The sequence below is a fragment of the Pseudomonas sp. 5C2 genome (assembly GCF_034314155.1).
GTDB lineage: Bacteria > Pseudomonadota > Gammaproteobacteria > Pseudomonadales > Pseudomonadaceae > Aquipseudomonas.
Window position 1 is genome coordinate 1,135,052 of the sequence record NZ_JAVIWH010000003.1, and the last position, 16,927, is coordinate 1,151,978.

A 16,927-nucleotide genomic window follows, 5' to 3' on the forward strand; every position below is an offset into this window, starting at 1 on the left:
CAGCATTACGTTATGCTATTGCATTACTTGCCTATGCGTGTTCCGACCTTCCATGAAATTGCTCACCGCTTTGGTTTTGTTCATCTTCCTGACCGCGTGCACCAGCAGTGGTCCGAAGCTCGACACCAGTCACCCCTCCGCCAACCATGACAGTCGGGTCCAGTTCGTCATCGTGCACTACACCAATGCGTCGTTGGAGCGTTCCTTGGCGCTATTGACCCATGGCGAGGTCAGCAGCCATTACCTGATCGGCGATCAGTCGCGCCCCACGGTCTACAAACTGGTCGATGAAAACCTTCGCGCCTGGCATGCCGGCGAAAGCGAGTGGCAGGGCCGAACCTGGCTCAACTCCAGCTCCATCGGAATCGAAATAGTCAACCCGGGTTTCCGCGATACGCCCACTGGCAGGCTTTGGTACCCCTATACAGAGGGCCAGGTCCAGGCGTTGATCGTATTGCTCAAAGACATCGTCAAACGCAATAACATCGATCCTCGACACATCATTGGACACAGCGACATCGCTCCTCTGCGCAAGCTCGATCCGGGCCCATTGTTTCCATGGAAGCGTCTTGCGGATGAAGGGCTGGGTATCTGGCCGGATGCACAGAGGGTGGCTCAGCGCCAGGCGTCGATGATGGACAACCTGCCGAGCGTTACCTGGTTTCAGCAGCAGTTGGCGCAGCTGGGTTATGTGACTCCCCAAACGGGCGAGCTGGATGTAGCTACACGTCACGTGTTAGCGGCGTTCCAGATGCACTATCGGCCGGAGCGATTCGATGGTCAGCCGGATGTGCAGAGTGCAGCTATCCTGCAAGTGCTCAATCATTAACGCTAAAAACAGCCGGCCCGTCTGATAGGGCAGGTTATTTTCTGAGTTGTTGCTATACCTCAGTGATATTCATTTGGATAGACATTGATGTCGATGGCTGCTGCACGCACTCTGATCTTTCGTCCCTGGCTGCTGGCCTTACTGGCGGCATTGATCAGTGCTGTCTTGTTGTTAGTCGGCAGCTTTGGCTTGGTCATGCATCAAGCCAGGCAGGATGAAAGAGAACAGATGAATGCTCAGGGCGAGCGCTTTTTGGTGCGTCTGGAGCAAATGTTCGGCCAATTGCGCGAAGGTCTCGATCAGCTGGAGGCCCAGCCTTTGCGCAGCTGTAGCCCGCAAATGCTGGAACTGCTGCGTCAGGTCAGCGTCAGCTATCGGTTCGTGTATGACGCCTCGTTTGTCGGTGGGTCGCAGCCGTGTTCGAGTCGGGGGGGGCAAAACCTGGTCGATTCCCCGCGCGCTCCGGATATTCGCGGGCCTACCTATGACTATTGGCTCAATACGTCTGCCCAGCCCGATGACAATCTGGCTGCGTTGATGCTGGGACGAGGCGATTTCCGGGTGTTGACCTCTCGGGGGCACCTCACCGATGTGGTTGATCTGCCCGTCGATGGCAGTCTGTTGGTGGTGCTTGATAAAGGCGCCAGGGCCATACCGGTGTTGGGGCCTGCGCAGGCATGGCCACCGACACCGGACTGGTCGGCCGACACCCTGCAAACCTTGGTCACCACCCCCACTCAGCTTATTTACCGGATGCCCACGCAGAGCCCGGAATACCAGCTTGTACTCATCACTTCGCGCACAGGGCTACAGCCGCAAACGAGGGGTGCCTGGTGGTTGCTGATCCCGGCCAGTCTCCTGATTGCGCTGTGCATCGGTGGATTGGTGTTGCAATTGGTGCGTCAGCGCCAGTCGTTGGGCGGCGAGCTTCATGGCGCGTTGCGTCGGGGCGAATTGCAGGTGCTTTATCAGCCAATATTCGATCTCAACAGTCGCCGCTGCGTCGGTGCCGAGGCTTTGGTGCGCTGGCGTCGGCCGGATGGCAGTTTGACCAGCCCGGATCTGTTCATTCCACTGGCGGAGAACACCGGGCAGATTCGGCAAATCACCGACTTTGTTCTTCAACAATTACTGGAACAGTTAGGCCAGTTATTGCGCGCGAATCCGCATTTGTACATCTCGGTGAACCTGGCCGCATGTGATGTCATGGCCCCACGCATTGGTCGGGTAGCGGCCAGATTGCTGACGCTGCATCGGGTGGCCGCGCGTCAGATTGCGTTCGAGGTGACCGAGCGCGGGTTGATTGATGTCGTGGTGGCACGCGATCACCTGCAAGCACTGCGCGACGTCGGCCATCAGGTATTGATCGACGATTTTGGCACCGGTTATTGCAGCCTTGCGTACCTGCAAACCCTGCCTGTGGATTGCCTGAAAATCGACAAGGCATTCATCGACGCGCTAGGGCACGATGCGGCGAGCAGCGGTGTCGCGCCGCACATCATTCGCATGGCTCACGCCCTGCAGTTGCGCGTGATCGCCGAAGGGATAGAGTCAGAAGCGCAGGCCGTGCTGCTCAGCAGTGAAGGCGTGAGCTATGGCCAGGGCTGGCTGTTTGCGCGGCCATTGAGCGCAGCCAAATTTTCCGAACTGGTTACCGGCGGGCGGCGAACACTCTCCCGCCGCAACGATGATGAGGCCTGAGACCTCACGCCTAGATCGGCAATGCCATGTAGAACTGAGTGCCCTGCCCCGGTCGCGAATAGACGCCCATCCGGCCACCGTGCAATTGCACGATTTCCTTGCACAGTGCGAGACCTAGCCCTGCCCCGCCTTTCTTGCGCCCGACCTGAACGAAGGGTTCGAAAATCCGCCCTTGCTGCCCATAAGCGATGCCTTCACCGTTGTCCTCGATGCTGACGATGACACGCTCGCCGTGGCGCCGTGCCTGCAGGCGAATCAGCCCGTTCTGCGGGGTATGGCGTAGCGCGTTATCCAACAGGTTATCCAGTACGCGCTCAAGCTGCGTCTTGTCGGCGTTCACGCGTGGGAGCGGCTCCTGAATCTCGACCAGCAACGCGATATTCTGCTCATCGGCTTGTTCGGCGAAACGCTGGCGCGCCAGCTCGAGCAGATCATCAAGGGCGCAGGGGGCGAGGCTGAGTTTTTGCAGACCATTCTGGTAACGCGAGAAATTCAGTAGATCGTTGATTAACTGCATCAAACGCTGCATTTCTTCATTGACCGTATTAAGCAGGTCGGCTTCACGCGAGTCCGCGGCAAAGTGCACGCGCTCTTGAAGCAGGCCGAACGCCATGTGCATGCCGGTCACGGGGGTGCGCAATTCATGGGAAGCGCGCAGTACGAACTCGCTGCGTACCCGCTCGAATGCACGTTGTTCGGTCACGTCGCGCAGCACCATCACCGCGCCAAGGATATGGCCCTTGGTATGGCTGACGGGCGTCAAACTGTAGGTCAGCAGCCGTGACTCGCCATCGACCTCAATGGCCAGGTCGTCGGGGACACGATCCAGACTTCCGCCGCGCAGCGTCAGGTACAGCTGTTCGTCCAGCTCAGGGCGCTGCAAGGCCTCGCCCAACCCTTGACCGAGTCGGTTTTCGTCCCAGCCCAGTTGGCGTTGGGCTACTGGATTAAGGTGCTCCAGACGGCCTTGCCGGTCAATCATGAGCAACCCGTCATCGATGCTGTCAAGCACTGCTTGCAGGCGCTGCTGACCCGCGAGCAGCTCATCGATATTCGTCGCCTGATGCTGGCGCAAGGCTTCGGCCATGATCCCGAAACGTCGAGTCAGCAGGTTCATTTCCGCCGCCGAAGAAATCGGCAGCGTGACCTCGAAATTGCCTTGGCCGATATTGTCGGCGGCCTTGGCCAGTGCCTCGATAGGTGCGCCGAAACGCTGAGCAATACCGTGGGCGGTAATAAAACCGATACACAAGACGGCAATGCCCACCAATCCCAGCAGGGCGGCAATCCAGAGAGCCCTTTCTCGGGCCGTACTCTGGGTTTGATTGATGTTTTCCAGTGCTTGCCTATGGGCGTCGATCAACCCGTTGCGCAGGACATCGAAACTGTTAGTCAGCGCCACATTATCGCGGACCTCGGCGGGTTGACGTTGCGATTGCTCGAAATCCTGAATAAACCGCTGATAATCGATGCGGGCCTGAGTAAAACCGTTTTGCAGATTGCTTTGCGCTTCGTTTTCGATGCCTTGGGCCAACAGCGCTTGAAACTGCTGGCGAGCCTGCAAGACGGCGGCTCTATCGGACTGTCCTTTGAGCATCATGACCAATTGATCGCCGAGGTTCTTGCGCAACTTCAGGCCCAAGTCGAGGGTGATGAAGTTTTGCTGGACCAGCGACTCCTGGGCTTTTGCCATCTGCATCACGCTGACGAGCCCGAGCAGCAGTCCCAGCAGCGCGACCGTGATCAACGCCGAAATGCTCAGGAACAACCGGGTACGCAACTTCATCGTGAACTTCATGAATTGAGATTCATAGCGTGTACTGCTTGCGTTTGCGGTACAGCGTCGAGGCATCGATACCCAGGGTTTTAGCGGCTTGGTCAAGCGTGTCGCTGGTCGCCAGAACGGCGCCGATGTGGGCTTTCTCCAATTCGTCCAGGCTCAGCGCAGCGCCGATCCGTGGTGCGTTATTGGTCGGCTGCTCGGCCATCCCCAAATGACTCACCTCCACGCGTTCTTGAGGGCAAATGATGCTGGCCCGTTCGACCACGTTACGCAGTTCCCGAATGTTGCCGGGCCAACGATAATTGAGCAGGGCTGCCCGCGCCTCTTCGCTGAAACCGCGTCCGGGACGGGCGTACTCCTTGACGAAGCGGGCAAGAAACCGGTCGGCGAGGGCCAGAATATCTTCGCTACGTTCACGCAGCGGCGGCAGATTCAGGGTAATGACGTTTAAGCGATACAACAGGTCTTCGCGAAAACGGCCATCGCGCACCATGTCTTCAAGGTTGAGGTTGGTTGCCGCCAGAATTCGCACATCGGCTCGACGCGTGACCGGGTCGCCAACGCGCTCGTACTCTTTGTCCTGGATGAAACGCAGTAGTTTAGGTTGCAGCGTCAGCGGGAAATCGCCGATCTCGTCGAGGAACAGGGTGCCGCCATCGGCCTGGTTGACCCGGCCCAATGTGCTTTCGCTGGCGCCGGTAAATGCACCACGGCTATGGCCGAACAGCTCGCTTTCCATCAGTTCGGCGGTCAGCGAGGGGCAGTTGATCGTGATGCAGGACTTCTTCGCCCGTTTGCTCCATGCGTGAATCGCACGCGCCAGCTCGCCTTTACCAGTGCCGGACTCGCCGAGAATCAGGATGTTCGCATCCGTATTCGCGACCTGACGCGCGGTTTCCAATACGGCCATCATCGACGGGCTGTGAGAGTCCAGGCCGTCCTTGGGCTTGCGCACTTCACCTTCCAGCGCTTCGAGCCGCGCGGACAGTTGACGGATTTCAAGTTGCTTGGCGGTGGCCAGTCGCAGTTGATCCGGGCTGCAAGGTTTTACCAGGTAGTCGGCCGCGCCCGCCTGAATCGCATCGACGGCGGTATCGACGGCTGAGTGGGCGGTGACGATCACCACGCGCATCCACGGCGCCTGGATGCGCATTTGCGCCAGCACGTCCAAGCCATTGTCTTCACCCAGGCGCAGGTCCAGAAAGCACAGGTCGAATACCTGGCGCTGAAGCAACGCCTCTGCCTGGGCCGCGCTGTTGGCGGTGGCGACGGTATAGCCTTCATCTTCAAGGCAATAGCGAAAGGTGCGAAGGATCGCGGACTCGTCATCCACTAAAAGAATACGGCCTTGATGCTCAGTGGCTGTGTCCATATTCCTACGCTCCTTTAAGACTGTTCTTAGTTAGTCCCGGAAAAATCGGGCAAGTTGCATGGTTAATTCTGCTTGATTCGGCGGTCTGCATGGTAGCTATCTGTTAGTGATGTCGTCATCGGCCTGATTTATATGCGTTTTAGCGTCTCAAACGTGCTGGCACGAGGCTTGCGACACTCCCGCGACTATCGTCACAAACAACCTGCGCAGACATTGATGGAGAATCGTTATGCACCCGCTGAAGAAGATTGCCCTGGCCACCGCTACGACCGCAGTACTGGGGTTGACCCCTATGTTTGCGCAGGCCGCTCAGGAAGATCTGGCTCCTCAGCTGACCCAGGCGCGGCAGGAAGGTTCGATCTGGACCGCGTTCGCTCTTAACCGCCATTTGAGCCCTTTCAAGATCGACGTCACGGTCGAGAAAGGGACTGCGGTGCTCAAGGGCAAGGTTGAAAATGACGTTGATCGTGAGTTGGCTGAACAGATAGCGCTCGACACCAAAGGCATAGACAAGGTCGATAACCAGCTGGAGGTAGACCCAAATGTCGCTGCTGAGCCAGGCACTAAAGCCAAAATCGCTCAGCGTTTTGAAGATGCAACACTCACCGCGACGGTGAAATCAAAACTGCTGTGGAACAGCGTGACCCAGGCGCTGAGTATTCAAGTGGATAGCAAAGACGGGGTGGTCACGCTTAAAGGCCAGGCCCAAAGCGCCGAAGCCAAGGAGCTGGCTGGCAGGCTGGCGAGCAACACCGATGGGGTGACAGAGGTTAATAACCTGATCAGCCTGAGTGCCAGTGACCCCTCGGTGCCCAAGGTCCAGCCTGGCGCAACTAACGCCGGCGAAGTGATCAGCGATCTCTGGATTACCAGCAAGGTTAAATCCAGTTTGATCTACAGCCGTAACCTTGATGGATTGAACATCAAAGTCGATACCAAGGATGGCATGGTCAGCCTTAGCGGTGTGGTCGCCAATTACGCCGAAAAACAACTGGCGGTCGAAATCGCGCGGAATATTCGTGGCGTACGCGGTGTTGATGCCGACGCGTTGAAAGTCATCACCCGGACGGCGGGTTAGTCCCATCGTGCAGAACGCACGATGCCCATGGGGCCGTCGTGCAGGATGCTTGCAAGTATGCGGCTGTTATTTATTTAAATACTTGATAAGTAAGGTTTTTTATAGATAAAGAAGCTGGCATGCAGGCTGCAGAAGGTTACGTAACAAAGGCTGAGCAGTACGCTCGCCCAACAAGATCGAACAGCCACTCAGGTGGAGGAGTTTCAGGATGAACAGCCCGCGTATCGCTCAACTGCGTATTTCGCCTCTGCCTATTCAGCAGGGTTTGTTTGTCAGCCTGGCGCTGCTCGTCACTTTGATTGTCGGACAACAATTTGAGCGTTGGGACAGTCACCGGAATGTGCATCAGATCAAACAGCCTTTCATGACCGGCAGCACCTACACCAACGTGAGCGCCGCAGCCCCGAAAGACGTTGCCCTGAGCTTGCAACCGGTCGAGGGGGAAGCCTCTGTCAGTGAACGACCTCATCCACAAAGCTGGGTGTTCTAGGCATGTTGTCCTGGAAGCCTGAAATATACGCAAGAAAAAACGCAACGTAAGGAGAATCACCATGTTGAGTTGGGCAATCACGTTCTTGATCATTGCTATCGTCGCTGCCGTATTGGGCTTCGGTGGTATCGCTGGCACCGCTACGGGTATCGCGAAGATTCTCTTTATCGTGTTCCTGGTGCTTTTTGTCGCTTCGTTCTTCTTCGGTCGTCGCGGTCGAGGTTGACGCGCTTTTTCACGCCTGTATGCCGCGACACAATCAGGGTCTAATCAGGAGAGCGCTGTGATGCAAGTCCGTGATTTTCATTCAGAAATGAATTTCGCGGACTTGCCGAGCGCTTTATTTTTCGACCATCGATCTAAAAATTTCCAGCAGAAAACTCCCCCGCTTTAATACCGAATTACCTTTTTATTCGCTCATGCCCCGGGTTGGATTTTTAAATCTCTTTTCGCTACAGGCGACGCTTTAGCCAGTCTGGCGCCGAAAAACGGTATTTATTCCCGCCGCGTAAATGACCTTGTTCTATCTGAAACCTGGGTTTCATTTGACGTACCTCATGCCGATTCGGCATGAGGTAGGCGTTTACGGCATTAGACGTCGCGTCTTGTCCTCGGAATAGTTGCGCCCTTTTTCGCCTGCTAAAGAGCTGGGACGCCCAACTGCGGAAACCTTCTACTGGACAGCCCTCAAGCCATCTTTGTCCTCGATGCGGCCTTCAAAAAAAGCCAAGTCAAATGCCTTGATGGGGGATGTCCACGCCACTTGATATAAGGGTAATGACATGAAGAAGGCAAAGCTGAGCCTCGCCTGGCAGATCCTCATCGGTCTGGTTCTGGGGATTGCAATCGGGGCACTGCTCAACCATTTCAGTGCTGAAAAAGCCTGGTGGATCAGCAACGTTCTGCAACCAGCGGGTGACATATTCATCCGCCTGATCAAGATGATCGTGATCCCGATTGTGGTGTCTTCACTGATCGTTGGTATCGCGGGTGTGGGTGATGCTAAAAAACTGGGACGCATCGGCCTCAAAACCATTCTCTATTTCGAAGTCGTCACTACCATCGCCATTCTGGTAGGCCTGGTGTTGGCCAATGTGTTCCATCCGGGCACAGGCATCGACATGAGTACCTTGGGCACCGTCGATATCTCCAAGTACCAGCAGACGGCCTCCGAGGTGCGGCACGAGCATGCGTTCATAGAGACCATCCTCAACCTGATCCCGTCGAACATCTTCGCCGCCATCGCTCGCGGTGACATGCTGCCGATCATCTTCTTCTCGGTATTGTTCGGCCTCGGCTTGTCCAGCCTGCAATCAGACCTGCGTGAGCCGCTGGTAAAGATGTTTCAGGGCGTCTCGGAAAGCATGTTCAAAGTTACCCATATGATCATGAGCTACGCCCCGATAGGTGTGTTTGCCTTGATCGCGGTCACGGTCGCTAACTTCGGTTTTGCGTCCCTGCTGCCGCTGGCCAAGCTGGTGATCCTGGTTTACTTCGCCATCGCTTTTTTTGCCTTCATGGTGCTGGGTCTGATTGGCCGCCTGTTCGGGTTCTCGGTGATCAAGCTGATGCGCATCTTTAAAGATGAGCTGGTCCTCGCCTACTCCACCGCCAGCTCCGAGACCGTGCTGCCGCGTGTGATCGAGAAGATGGAAGCCTACGGCGCACCCAAGGCTATTTGCAGCTTCGTGGTGCCGACCGGCTACTCGTTCAACCTTGATGGCTCGACCCTGTATCAGAGCATTGCGGCGATCTTCATTGCTCAGCTTTATGGCATTGACCTGTCGATAGGGCAGCAATTGATGCTGGTCTTGACCCTGATGGTCACGTCCAAAGGGATCGCGGGCGTGCCGGGCGTGTCCTTCGTGGTGTTGCTGGCAACGTTGGGTAGCGCGGGTATTCCGTTGGAAGGTCTGGCCTTTATCGCCGGTGTCGACCGGATCATGGACATGGCCCGTACGGCGCTGAACGTGATCGGCAATGCCTTGGCGGTGTTGGTGATCTCGCGCTGGGAAGGCATGTATGACGATGCCAAGGGCGAGCGCTACTGGAACTCCCTTCCGCACTGGCGCAGCAAAGAGCCGCTGCCAGCGGGTGAAACCGTCATTGACTGATCACTGACGCGCCGCACTGACAAACCCCGGATTTCCGGGGTTTTGTCTTTTTGACGTTCCTGCCGCAATACGGCCAGCCCCATTTGTTGTTAACCCCTGTCGCCGCTATCATCGCCGCATCTTCTGAGGGACTTACTGATGCTCAATGGCCTATGGCTTGGCTTTTTTGTGGTGGCGGCGGTCTCGGCGCTGGCGCAGTGGCTGATTGGCGGGAATGCCGGGATCTTTGCAGCGATGGTGGAAAGCATTTTCGCCATGGCCAAGTTGTCGGTCGATGTGATGATCCTGCTGTTCGGCACCCTCACCCTCTGGTTAGGGTTTCTGCGCATTGCGGAGAAGGCCGGAATCGTCGATTGGCTGGCCAAGGTACTGGGCCCGTTGTTCCGCCATCTGATGCCTGACGTCCCGCCTGGTCATCCGGCGCTGGGGCTGATCACCCTCAACTTCGCTGCCAATGGCTTGGGTCTGGACAACGCCGCCACACCTATTGGTCTCAAGGCCATGCGTGCGCTGCAAGAGCTGAACCCCAGCAAGACCACGGCCAGTAACGCGCAGATTCTGTTTCTTGTGCTCAACGCTTCGTCCCTGACCCTGATGCCGGTGACGATCTTTATGTACCGGGCTCAGCAAGGCGCGGTGGATCCGACGCTGGTGTTCTTGCCGATTTTGCTGGCGACCAGCGCCTCCAGCCTGGTCGGATTGCTGTCGGTAGCGTTCATGCAACGCTTGCGGTTGTGGGACCCGGTGGTCCTGGCGTATTTGATTCCCGGTGCACTGCTGCTGGGCGGTTTCATGACGCTGCTCGCCGGGCTGTCGGCTACCGCGTTGGCAAGCCTGTCGTCGATCCTCGGTAATTTGACGTTGTTTGGCCTGATCATGGTGTTTCTGCTCATTGCCGCGTTCAAGAAAGTGAAGGTGTACGAGGCCTTTGTCGAGGGCGCGAAAGAAGGCTTCGATGTCGCCAAGAACCTACTGCCCTATTTGGTAGCGATGCTCTGCGCGGTCGGTGTATTGCGTGCGTCAGGTGCGCTGGATTTCGGCCTTGATGGCATTCGGCATCTGGTGCAATGGGCGGGGATAGACTCCCGCTTCGTCGATGCCCTGCCCACTGCAATGGTCAAACCGTTCTCTGGCAGCGCCGCACGGGCGATGCTGATCGAGACCATGCAGACTCAGGGCGTCGACAGCTTTCCGGCGCTGGTGGCCGCGACGATTCAGGGCAGCACTGAAACCACCTTCTACGTGCTGGCGGTCTACTTCGGGTCTGTCGGTATCCAGCGTGCGCGGCATGCGGTGGGTTGCGCACTGCTGGCGGAACTGGCCGGGGTCGTTGCGGCCATCCTCGTTTGCTACTGGTTCTTCGGCGCCATGGCGTAATGCTTTTGACCCTGCTCAAGGGTCCATTGCACCAGTTGCGCCGCTAGCGTATCGCTGGCCTGACTGAAACCCGCCACCACCGAAGGTACCTGTTTGTCAGTGACGGGTTGGTGTACGTCGAAACGGCGGCTGGCGACGATACGTTTGTCCTCACTGACCAGTCGCGCATCGAGACGGACGACCACGTCGATGACCTGTCCATGGTATTCGCTCTGGAACGCCTGTAGCTCGCCGCTCAGCTCAAAATCCGCCTGCAGGTTACTGTCATCGGTGCTGAGCGACTGCACGCGGCCATCGCGCGTAAAGGCGTCAAGCAGTCGGTTACGCAGTGCCACCGGGGCCGGATCGCTCCAGCGCGCGCCCTTGTAATTACTGATCAGATCCCCCTGAGGCACGACGGCGATTCGCGGGCTGTCCAGCGCCTCGCTAGCTCTGGGCCGGGCCACCCGTAGCGACCAGGCAAGCGGTGCTCCGTGGGCGGCTTGCGGTGCTGATTGCGACGTGGTCAATCGGTAGACATCGGACGGTTCAGCTTGTGGCAGGATCGAGCACGCGCTCGACAGCAACAATGCTCCGGCAACGGCGAAACGACCGAGTGAGTGATGGGCAAGCCTCATGGCTCGAACTCCTTGTTCTTGTCGCGGCCCAGAAGGTAACCGCTCGGATTGGCTTCCAGGCGGCGGGAAATTAACCGGAACGAGGTCAGCGTGTCGCGCAATTCGCGCACGGCCGGGCCTAGTTCGCTGAGTCCTTGCATGCCGCTGTCGAGCGAATCATGGTTATTTTTGAGCAGGTTGCTGATGGTCAGGCTGCTTTGCTCGATGGATTTCATCGCCTGTTCGGCGCTGTTGAACATCTGTTTGCCGTCATTGTTGAGCAAGCCGTTAGCGTTGCGCATCAACAAGGCGGTTTGCTCCAGCGTTGCACTCGCTTGCTTACCGACCTGCGCCAGTTGGTTGAGGGCCTGGCGTATATCGTCGCGCTGCTCGGCGATGACGCCGGTGGTTTGTTCCAGATGCTGGAGGGTCAGGCTGAGGCTTTTCGCGTTGTCGGGCGAGAACATCTGGTTGGCGTTGTGCAGCAATTCATTAACGCCGCTCATCAGGTCGCCGGTGTCGTTCAGCAGTCGGGCGATGGGCGAGGGCTTGGCGAAAATAACAGGAAGTTTACCGTCGACGCCCCGCAATACATGGCTTTCTGGCGTGCCGCCACTGAGCTGGATGATCGAGGTGCCCGTAATCCCGGTCAGGGCCAGTTTGGCTTGAGTGTCTTCCTTGATCGGGGTTTCGCCCGCGATACGGATCCGCGCCAGCACTCGCCGCGGATCCTCGGGGTCCAGGCGCAACTGCGCCACGTCGCCGACCTTGATTCCGCTGTATTGCACGCCACTGCCGTTCGACAGGCCCGTCACGGCCTCGTTGAACACAACCTCATACTCTTTGAACTCGGTGTCGACACTGGATTTTGCCAGCCACAGGCTGAACAGCAGCGCTGCGGCGACCACTATCACGGTGAATAAGCCAATCAGCACATGATGGGCACGGGTTTCCATCGTTAGACCTCGTTCTACTGTGTGGCGGCTGAAAAGGCCGCTCGGCCGCGCGGGCCATGGAAGTATTCATGAATCCAGGCATCGTTCGTGGCGGCGACTTTATCGATCTGATCGACCACTAATACACGCTTTTGCGCCAGCACCGCGACCCGATCAGTGATGGTGTAGAGGGTGTCCAGATCGTGTGTGACTAGAAATACGCTCAGGCCCAGCGCGTCACGCAGGGTCAGGATCAATTGATCGAACGAGGCGGCGCCAATCGGATCGAGACCCGCAGTCGGCTCGTCGAGAAACAAAATGTCCGGGTCCAGGGCCAGAGCCCTGGCCAGCGCGGCGCGTTTGATCATGCCGCCAGACAACGTCGCCGGGTATTTGTGTGCGGCCGACAACGGCAGTCCGGCCAGCGCCAGTTTCACGCTCGCCAAGTGTTCCGCGTCATTGCGGCTCAGACCTGCGTTCTCGATCAGCGGCAGCGCGACGTTCTCGGTCACCGTCAATGAAGAAAACAACGCGCCTTTCTGGAACAGTACACCGGAGCGTCGCTCGACCAGGGAGCGGTGTTTGTCTGACAGGTGTCGCAGGTCTTGGCCAAATACCCGAATCGTGCCTTCGTTCGGCCGCCGCAGTCCGACAATGCTGCGCAGCAATACGGACTTGCCACTGCCCGAGCCTCCGACCACGGCCAGAATTTCGCCCCGCCGCAAGTCCAGGTCGAGATTCTCATGCACGATCTGGCTACCGAATCGGTTGCACAGGCCGCGCACCTCAATCACCACTTCGTGCGGCGTACTTGGGGTCGGGCTTGCAACAGGGTTTGTCATTGGGGTCACCAGCCCATCTCCATGAAGAACAGCGCGGCCACGGCATCCAGCACGATGACCACAAAGATCGACTGCACCACGCTGGATGTGGTGTGAGCCCCGACTGATTCGGCACTGCCACTGACCTTGAAGCCTTCCAGGCACCCAATGGAGGCGATCAGGAAGGCAAAGAATGGCGCCTTGACCATACCCACCAGGAAGTGCCGAACGCTAATGTCCGATTGCAGTAGCGAGAGGAACATCGCTGGCGATATATCCAGCGACACTGCACACACCACGGCACCGCCGATAATCCCGGAGAGCATCGCGAGAAAGGTCAGGATCGGCAGCGAAACCAATAGTGCCAATACGCGAGGGACCACCAGCAGCTCGACAGGGCTCAGACCGAGGGTACGGATAGCGTCTATTTCCTCGTTGGCCTTCATCGAACCGATTTGCGCGGTGAAGGCACTGGCCGTTCGCCCGGCCATCAGGATCGCAGTCAACAACACGCCGAACTCACGCAGGAAAGAGAACGCCACCAGATCCACGGTAAAGATGCTGGCACCGAATTTTTGCAGTACCGTCGCGCCAAGGAACGCCACCACGGCGCCGACCAGGAAGGTCAGCAGCGCCACGATAGGCGCGGCATCAAGGCCGGTCTGCTCGATGTGCGAGATCACCGAGGTCATCCGCCAGCGTTTTGGGCGAAATGAATTCAGCACCAGTGTCTCTAGAATCAGGCCAACAAAACCAAGCAGTTGCAGGGTGTCCAGCCAAACCGCATCCACCGCCTTGCCGATGCGCATGAGTAACTGAATGCCCACCGCCTCTTCCGGCTCTTTGGCAGGTATACAAAAATCATGCATCGAGGACTGAATGGTTTGCAGCAAGGCGCGGCTGGCGGTTGGCAGTTCCGGGGCGTCCACGGCCAGTTGTCCCAGCCGGTCTGCGCCCAGCAACTCCACCAACAACGAAGCGCCTGCGGTATCGAGGGCGCTCAGCAGAGTCAGGTCGACGGGGGTCGTGGCGTCGTACTGCCCGAACAGCGCGCTCGTCTGCTGCTTGAGGTCGCGGTAATGTGCCAGCGTCCAGTCGCCCGAGATTCGCAGGCTCGGGGGGCTGCTCGACGTGTCAACGAGGGCGATGCCAGCCGAAGACGGCGCACTGCCGGCCAGAGAGGGTGTGGTCATAAGCTCCGAGCTTAGTAGGTTTGCCCTGGATTGGATTGCGCTGGATCATCGGCTGAGGGTTTTATACCCAGAGGGTCGCCAGCCGAGTGCGTGACAGGTGCCTGGTCGGTGTCTGTGACGAGAAACCGCAGCACACCGATCATCTGACCATCTTCAGTCAGCACCCTCACCTGCCAGCGCCCGGTGGGGTCGGCCGGGAAATTCTGTTTGCGGGTCCAGGCACGATAGCCTTCCTTGCGCCCACCGTGGATATCCAGGGCGATTCGATCGACCTCTTTACCGTTTTGTCGCCAGACATGGTAAATCCGTTCATCCAGCCCGCGCGGTGCATTGATTGCGGTGTAGGCATACAACCCACTGTTGCGTACCTGGCGGGCGCTGACCTCTTTCAGGCTTTCACCCGGCGTCCGGTTCTGGTTATCAAAATCAGTGCTGACCGCGACTTCAGTCAACCACAAGGTCGCCGGTGGTACCCACGAACGCAGAAACCAGCCAGCGCCGCCGATAACCAGCGTCACTGCCAGTAATAACACGCCGCGCCGCCAATGGTTGATCGGGAAGCTCGACACCAGGCTGGGAAATGACAGCAGCATGGCGATACCCAATGACAGCTTGTAACTCTCGGCGGTGGTCAGGTGCAGAATGATCGGTAACGCGGTGAGCAGCGCGGCGAATAAGGTCAGCGTGTGCAGCGCAAGAAACAACCAGCGCTTGGGCGCCAGCCATTTGTAATACAGCGGGTCAGTGATCGAAATCAGTGCCGCCGCGCCCAGTAGACTGGTGAACACCAGCTGGCCGCTGTTCCAGGTGGTGGTAATGAAGAAAAACGGCAATACGAAAAACAGACTTTCCTGGTGGATCATCTGAGTGCCATAGCGCAACAGCGGCGGCGGAATTTCGCGTTTGAAGATTTTAGTGAACAGCTGCATCACGCTGTTCTCGAACATCAGCCACAGCCAGCTGACCAGCATGATGACCGCAATCCAGGTGGCCAGAGCTTCTTGACGATCTACCAAAATGAAGCTGCTGATACCTGAAGCAAAACCGAAGAGCGCAATCAACCCTGGATAGCGCTTCATCAAATCCAGTATTCGCGTTACGTAATGGTTCCAGTCAGGCATTCGGCAGTTCACTGTGTATGTAGGAAAAATCCTCGACAGGATACCAATGCTGTTCGGTTAGCGGTCATCCCCGTGCAGGCTGTGTGAAAACTCCAGGCTCAATCCCCGTCAGCGAATTCATTCGCGAGCGCGGACCGCCCGGTATCGCCACAACAACAGCATCAGGGTAAACAACACAAGGGTCCCCGCCACCACCTCATACAATCCGTTGTAACCCAGCAACGGTTTTTCCACGCGGACATAGCCCGGCTGCGCGAGCAATTGACGCATCGCCCGGTTGGCGGTATCGAGACTGACGGCCCTGATCTGCTTTGCTGGGTCTGTCAGGTGCCCATCCTCGTAGTCGTTCGACGATCCCCAATAGTAATCGGCCAGCGCGCTATTGCCCTGGGCAGCCCACGCCTGTTTGTCGATGGCAGCCTGTTGCAGGCGGGAGAAGGTCGCGGGGTCGAGCCCGTCTTTTTGCAGGTGCTCGCTCAATTCACGCATTACGCGTTCTGCCTGATCGACATCATCACGGCCAAGGTCTGCGTTCAGGCTGAGAAAACCGGTGTCGCCGAAGACTTCCCGTTCGCTCCAGGGTCCGTAAGAAAGGCTGTGCTCGAGCCGCAACTGGCGGTAGAGCGCCCAATCCAGATAGCTTTTGACCAGCTCCCAGGTCTCATCGTGCTGCTGTTCAAGCTGCGGCTCAGGGAAAAACCAGTGCAGACGCGCGCCCTCACCCACCCAGCCTTTTATCAGGCTGCGTTCGGTTTCTGCGGTATGGCTGATGTGCGCGAGCGGGATGTGTTCGCTCGGTTCGGCTGCGATGAGTTGGCCGTAGGTGCGCACCAGATAGGCCGGCAGGAGCCGGTCCAGATCGCCGACGATAATCAGCGTCATGTTGTTCGCGGCATACCAACTGTTGCGTATTTTCTCGACCTGCTTGAGGGTCAGCGACTCGACATCGGGTCGTTCGGCACATTTGAGGCCCAACTCGACCGCCAGTTGTTTACTGGCGTTGTGACCGAGGTCTTGATGATCGAGCCAGCGTTGCAGGTGCGAGTAATGGCCGCCGTCCTCGCGCTCGACGATACGTTTGGCGGTGTTCAGGGCATTTTCATCGATGCGACTGCGGGTCAATACGGCCATCAACAAATCAAGAACCTTACGCTGGTTTCTCGCGGGCGCTTCGATCACAAAGGTCGTGTCGGCACTGCTGGTGAAAGCGTTCCACTCACCGCCCAGCGCCTGCATGCGCTCCTCAAGCCCCCCTTCCCCTTGATCATCAATACCGCTGAACAAAAGATGCTCAAGCAGGTGCGGTAATTCCTTGTTGGCGCAATTGAAGTCATCGAAGCCAATACCGACGACCAGTCGAATAGCGACATGGCCTTTTTCATTGCCCGGCTTGAGCAGTAATTGCAGGCCATTGGGCAGGTCGTAGCCTTCGACTTGATAACGGTCGAAGGCTATTGACGGGCTGGCAGTCAGAAGCAGGCAAACAAACAGCAGACAACGCATAAAACGAGCTTCCT

The 16,927-nt window shown here is 57.7% G+C and carries 15 protein-coding genes; 7 read left to right on the top strand and 8 right to left on the bottom strand.

All coding sequences use genetic code 11. The annotated features are described in order from the left end of the window. Positions 1–52: 52 nt before the first annotated feature. Together RGU44_RS20080 and RGU44_RS20085 are read left to right on the top strand one after the other, a co-directional pair. On the top strand, positions 53–829 hold the full coding sequence (locus RGU44_RS20080) for an N-acetylmuramoyl-L-alanine amidase (RefSeq protein WP_322177192.1): 777 nt from the start codon (positions 53–55) through the stop codon (positions 827–829). Between the two features lie 87 nt (positions 830–916). Then, positions 917–2,530, top strand: a complete 1,614-nt coding sequence (locus tag RGU44_RS20085; protein WP_407074611.1) for an EAL domain-containing protein — start codon at positions 917–919, stop codon at positions 2,528–2,530. 10 nt (positions 2,531–2,540) lie between these two features. Here the strand turns inward: RGU44_RS20085 and RGU44_RS20090 are convergent, their stop codons facing one another. Together RGU44_RS20090 and algB are read right to left on the bottom strand one after the other, a co-directional pair. Next, positions 2,541–4,328 carry a KinB sensor domain-containing domain gene (locus tag RGU44_RS20090; protein ID WP_322177193.1) on the bottom strand — a complete coding sequence of 596 codons (1,788 nt, stop codon included), beginning with the start codon at positions 4,326–4,328 and terminating at the stop codon, positions 2,541–2,543. 10 nt (positions 4,329–4,338) lie between these two features. Continuing rightward, positions 4,339–5,685 (bottom strand): sigma-54-dependent response regulator transcription factor AlgB, encoded by a 1,347-nt coding sequence (gene algB, locus RGU44_RS20095; RefSeq protein WP_322177194.1) that lies wholly within the window; start codon positions 5,683–5,685, stop codon positions 4,339–4,341. Between the two features lie 229 nt (positions 5,686–5,914). Here algB and RGU44_RS20100 point away from each other — a divergent pair, with 229 nt between their 5' ends. The 5 genes from RGU44_RS20100 (at position 5,915) to RGU44_RS20120 (ending at position 10,744) form a co-directional block, all read left to right on the top strand. Next, positions 5,915–6,763 (top strand): BON domain-containing protein, encoded by an 849-nt coding sequence (locus RGU44_RS20100; RefSeq protein ID WP_322218760.1) that lies wholly within the window; start codon positions 5,915–5,917, stop codon positions 6,761–6,763. A gap of 208 nt (positions 6,764–6,971) precedes the next feature. Then, the gene (locus RGU44_RS20105; protein ID WP_322177196.1) at positions 6,972–7,253 is read left to right on the top strand and encodes a hypothetical protein; all 282 of its coding nucleotides are present in this window, start codon (positions 6,972–6,974) and stop codon (positions 7,251–7,253) included. 61 nt (positions 7,254–7,314) lie between these two features. Further along, entirely contained in the window at positions 7,315–7,479 is a 165-nt protein-coding gene (locus tag RGU44_RS20110) for a DUF1328 domain-containing protein (RefSeq protein ID WP_322177197.1), read from the top strand. A 556-nt stretch (positions 7,480–8,035) separates the two neighbouring features. After that, complete coding sequence (gene gltP / locus RGU44_RS20115; protein WP_322218763.1) at positions 8,036–9,367, top strand: glutamate/aspartate:proton symporter GltP; 1,332 nt, start codon at positions 8,036–8,038, stop codon at positions 9,365–9,367. Between the two features lie 138 nt (positions 9,368–9,505). Next, positions 9,506–10,744, top strand: a complete 1,239-nt coding sequence (locus RGU44_RS20120; protein ID WP_322177198.1) for a nucleoside recognition domain-containing protein — start codon at positions 9,506–9,508, stop codon at positions 10,742–10,744. Here RGU44_RS20120 and RGU44_RS20125 read toward each other — a convergent pair. From RGU44_RS20125 to RGU44_RS20150, 6 genes are all read right to left on the bottom strand, one after another. Further along, positions 10,717–11,361 (bottom strand): ABC-type transport auxiliary lipoprotein family protein, encoded by a 645-nt coding sequence (locus tag RGU44_RS20125; protein ID WP_322177199.1) that lies wholly within the window; start codon positions 11,359–11,361, stop codon positions 10,717–10,719. The two genes, RGU44_RS20120 and RGU44_RS20125, sit on opposite strands and share 28 nt — an antisense overlap. Continuing rightward, positions 11,358–12,296: an MlaD family protein gene (locus RGU44_RS20130; protein WP_322177200.1), complete on the bottom strand. Its 939-nt coding sequence runs from the start codon at positions 12,294–12,296 to the stop codon at positions 11,358–11,360. The genes RGU44_RS20125 and RGU44_RS20130 overlap by 4 nt, the downstream gene beginning before the upstream one ends. Positions 12,297–12,310: 14 nt before the next feature. Beyond that, positions 12,311–13,117, bottom strand: coding sequence for an ABC transporter ATP-binding protein (locus RGU44_RS20135; protein WP_322218765.1), 807 nt, complete (start codon positions 13,115–13,117; stop codon positions 12,311–12,313). Positions 13,118–13,122: 5 nt separating this feature from the next. Next, complete coding sequence (locus RGU44_RS20140) at positions 13,123–14,289, bottom strand: ABC transporter permease (RefSeq protein ID WP_322218768.1); 1,167 nt, start codon at positions 14,287–14,289, stop codon at positions 13,123–13,125. 11 nt (positions 14,290–14,300) lie between these two features. Continuing rightward, positions 14,301–15,410 carry a DUF5924 family protein gene (locus RGU44_RS20145; RefSeq protein ID WP_322218770.1) on the bottom strand — a complete coding sequence of 370 codons (1,110 nt, stop codon included), beginning with the start codon at positions 15,408–15,410 and terminating at the stop codon, positions 14,301–14,303. A 117-nt stretch (positions 15,411–15,527) separates the two neighbouring features. Continuing rightward, positions 15,528–16,913 (bottom strand): M16 family metallopeptidase, encoded by a 1,386-nt coding sequence (locus RGU44_RS20150; RefSeq protein WP_322218772.1) that lies wholly within the window; start codon positions 16,911–16,913, stop codon positions 15,528–15,530. Positions 16,914–16,927: the final 14 nt, after the last annotated feature.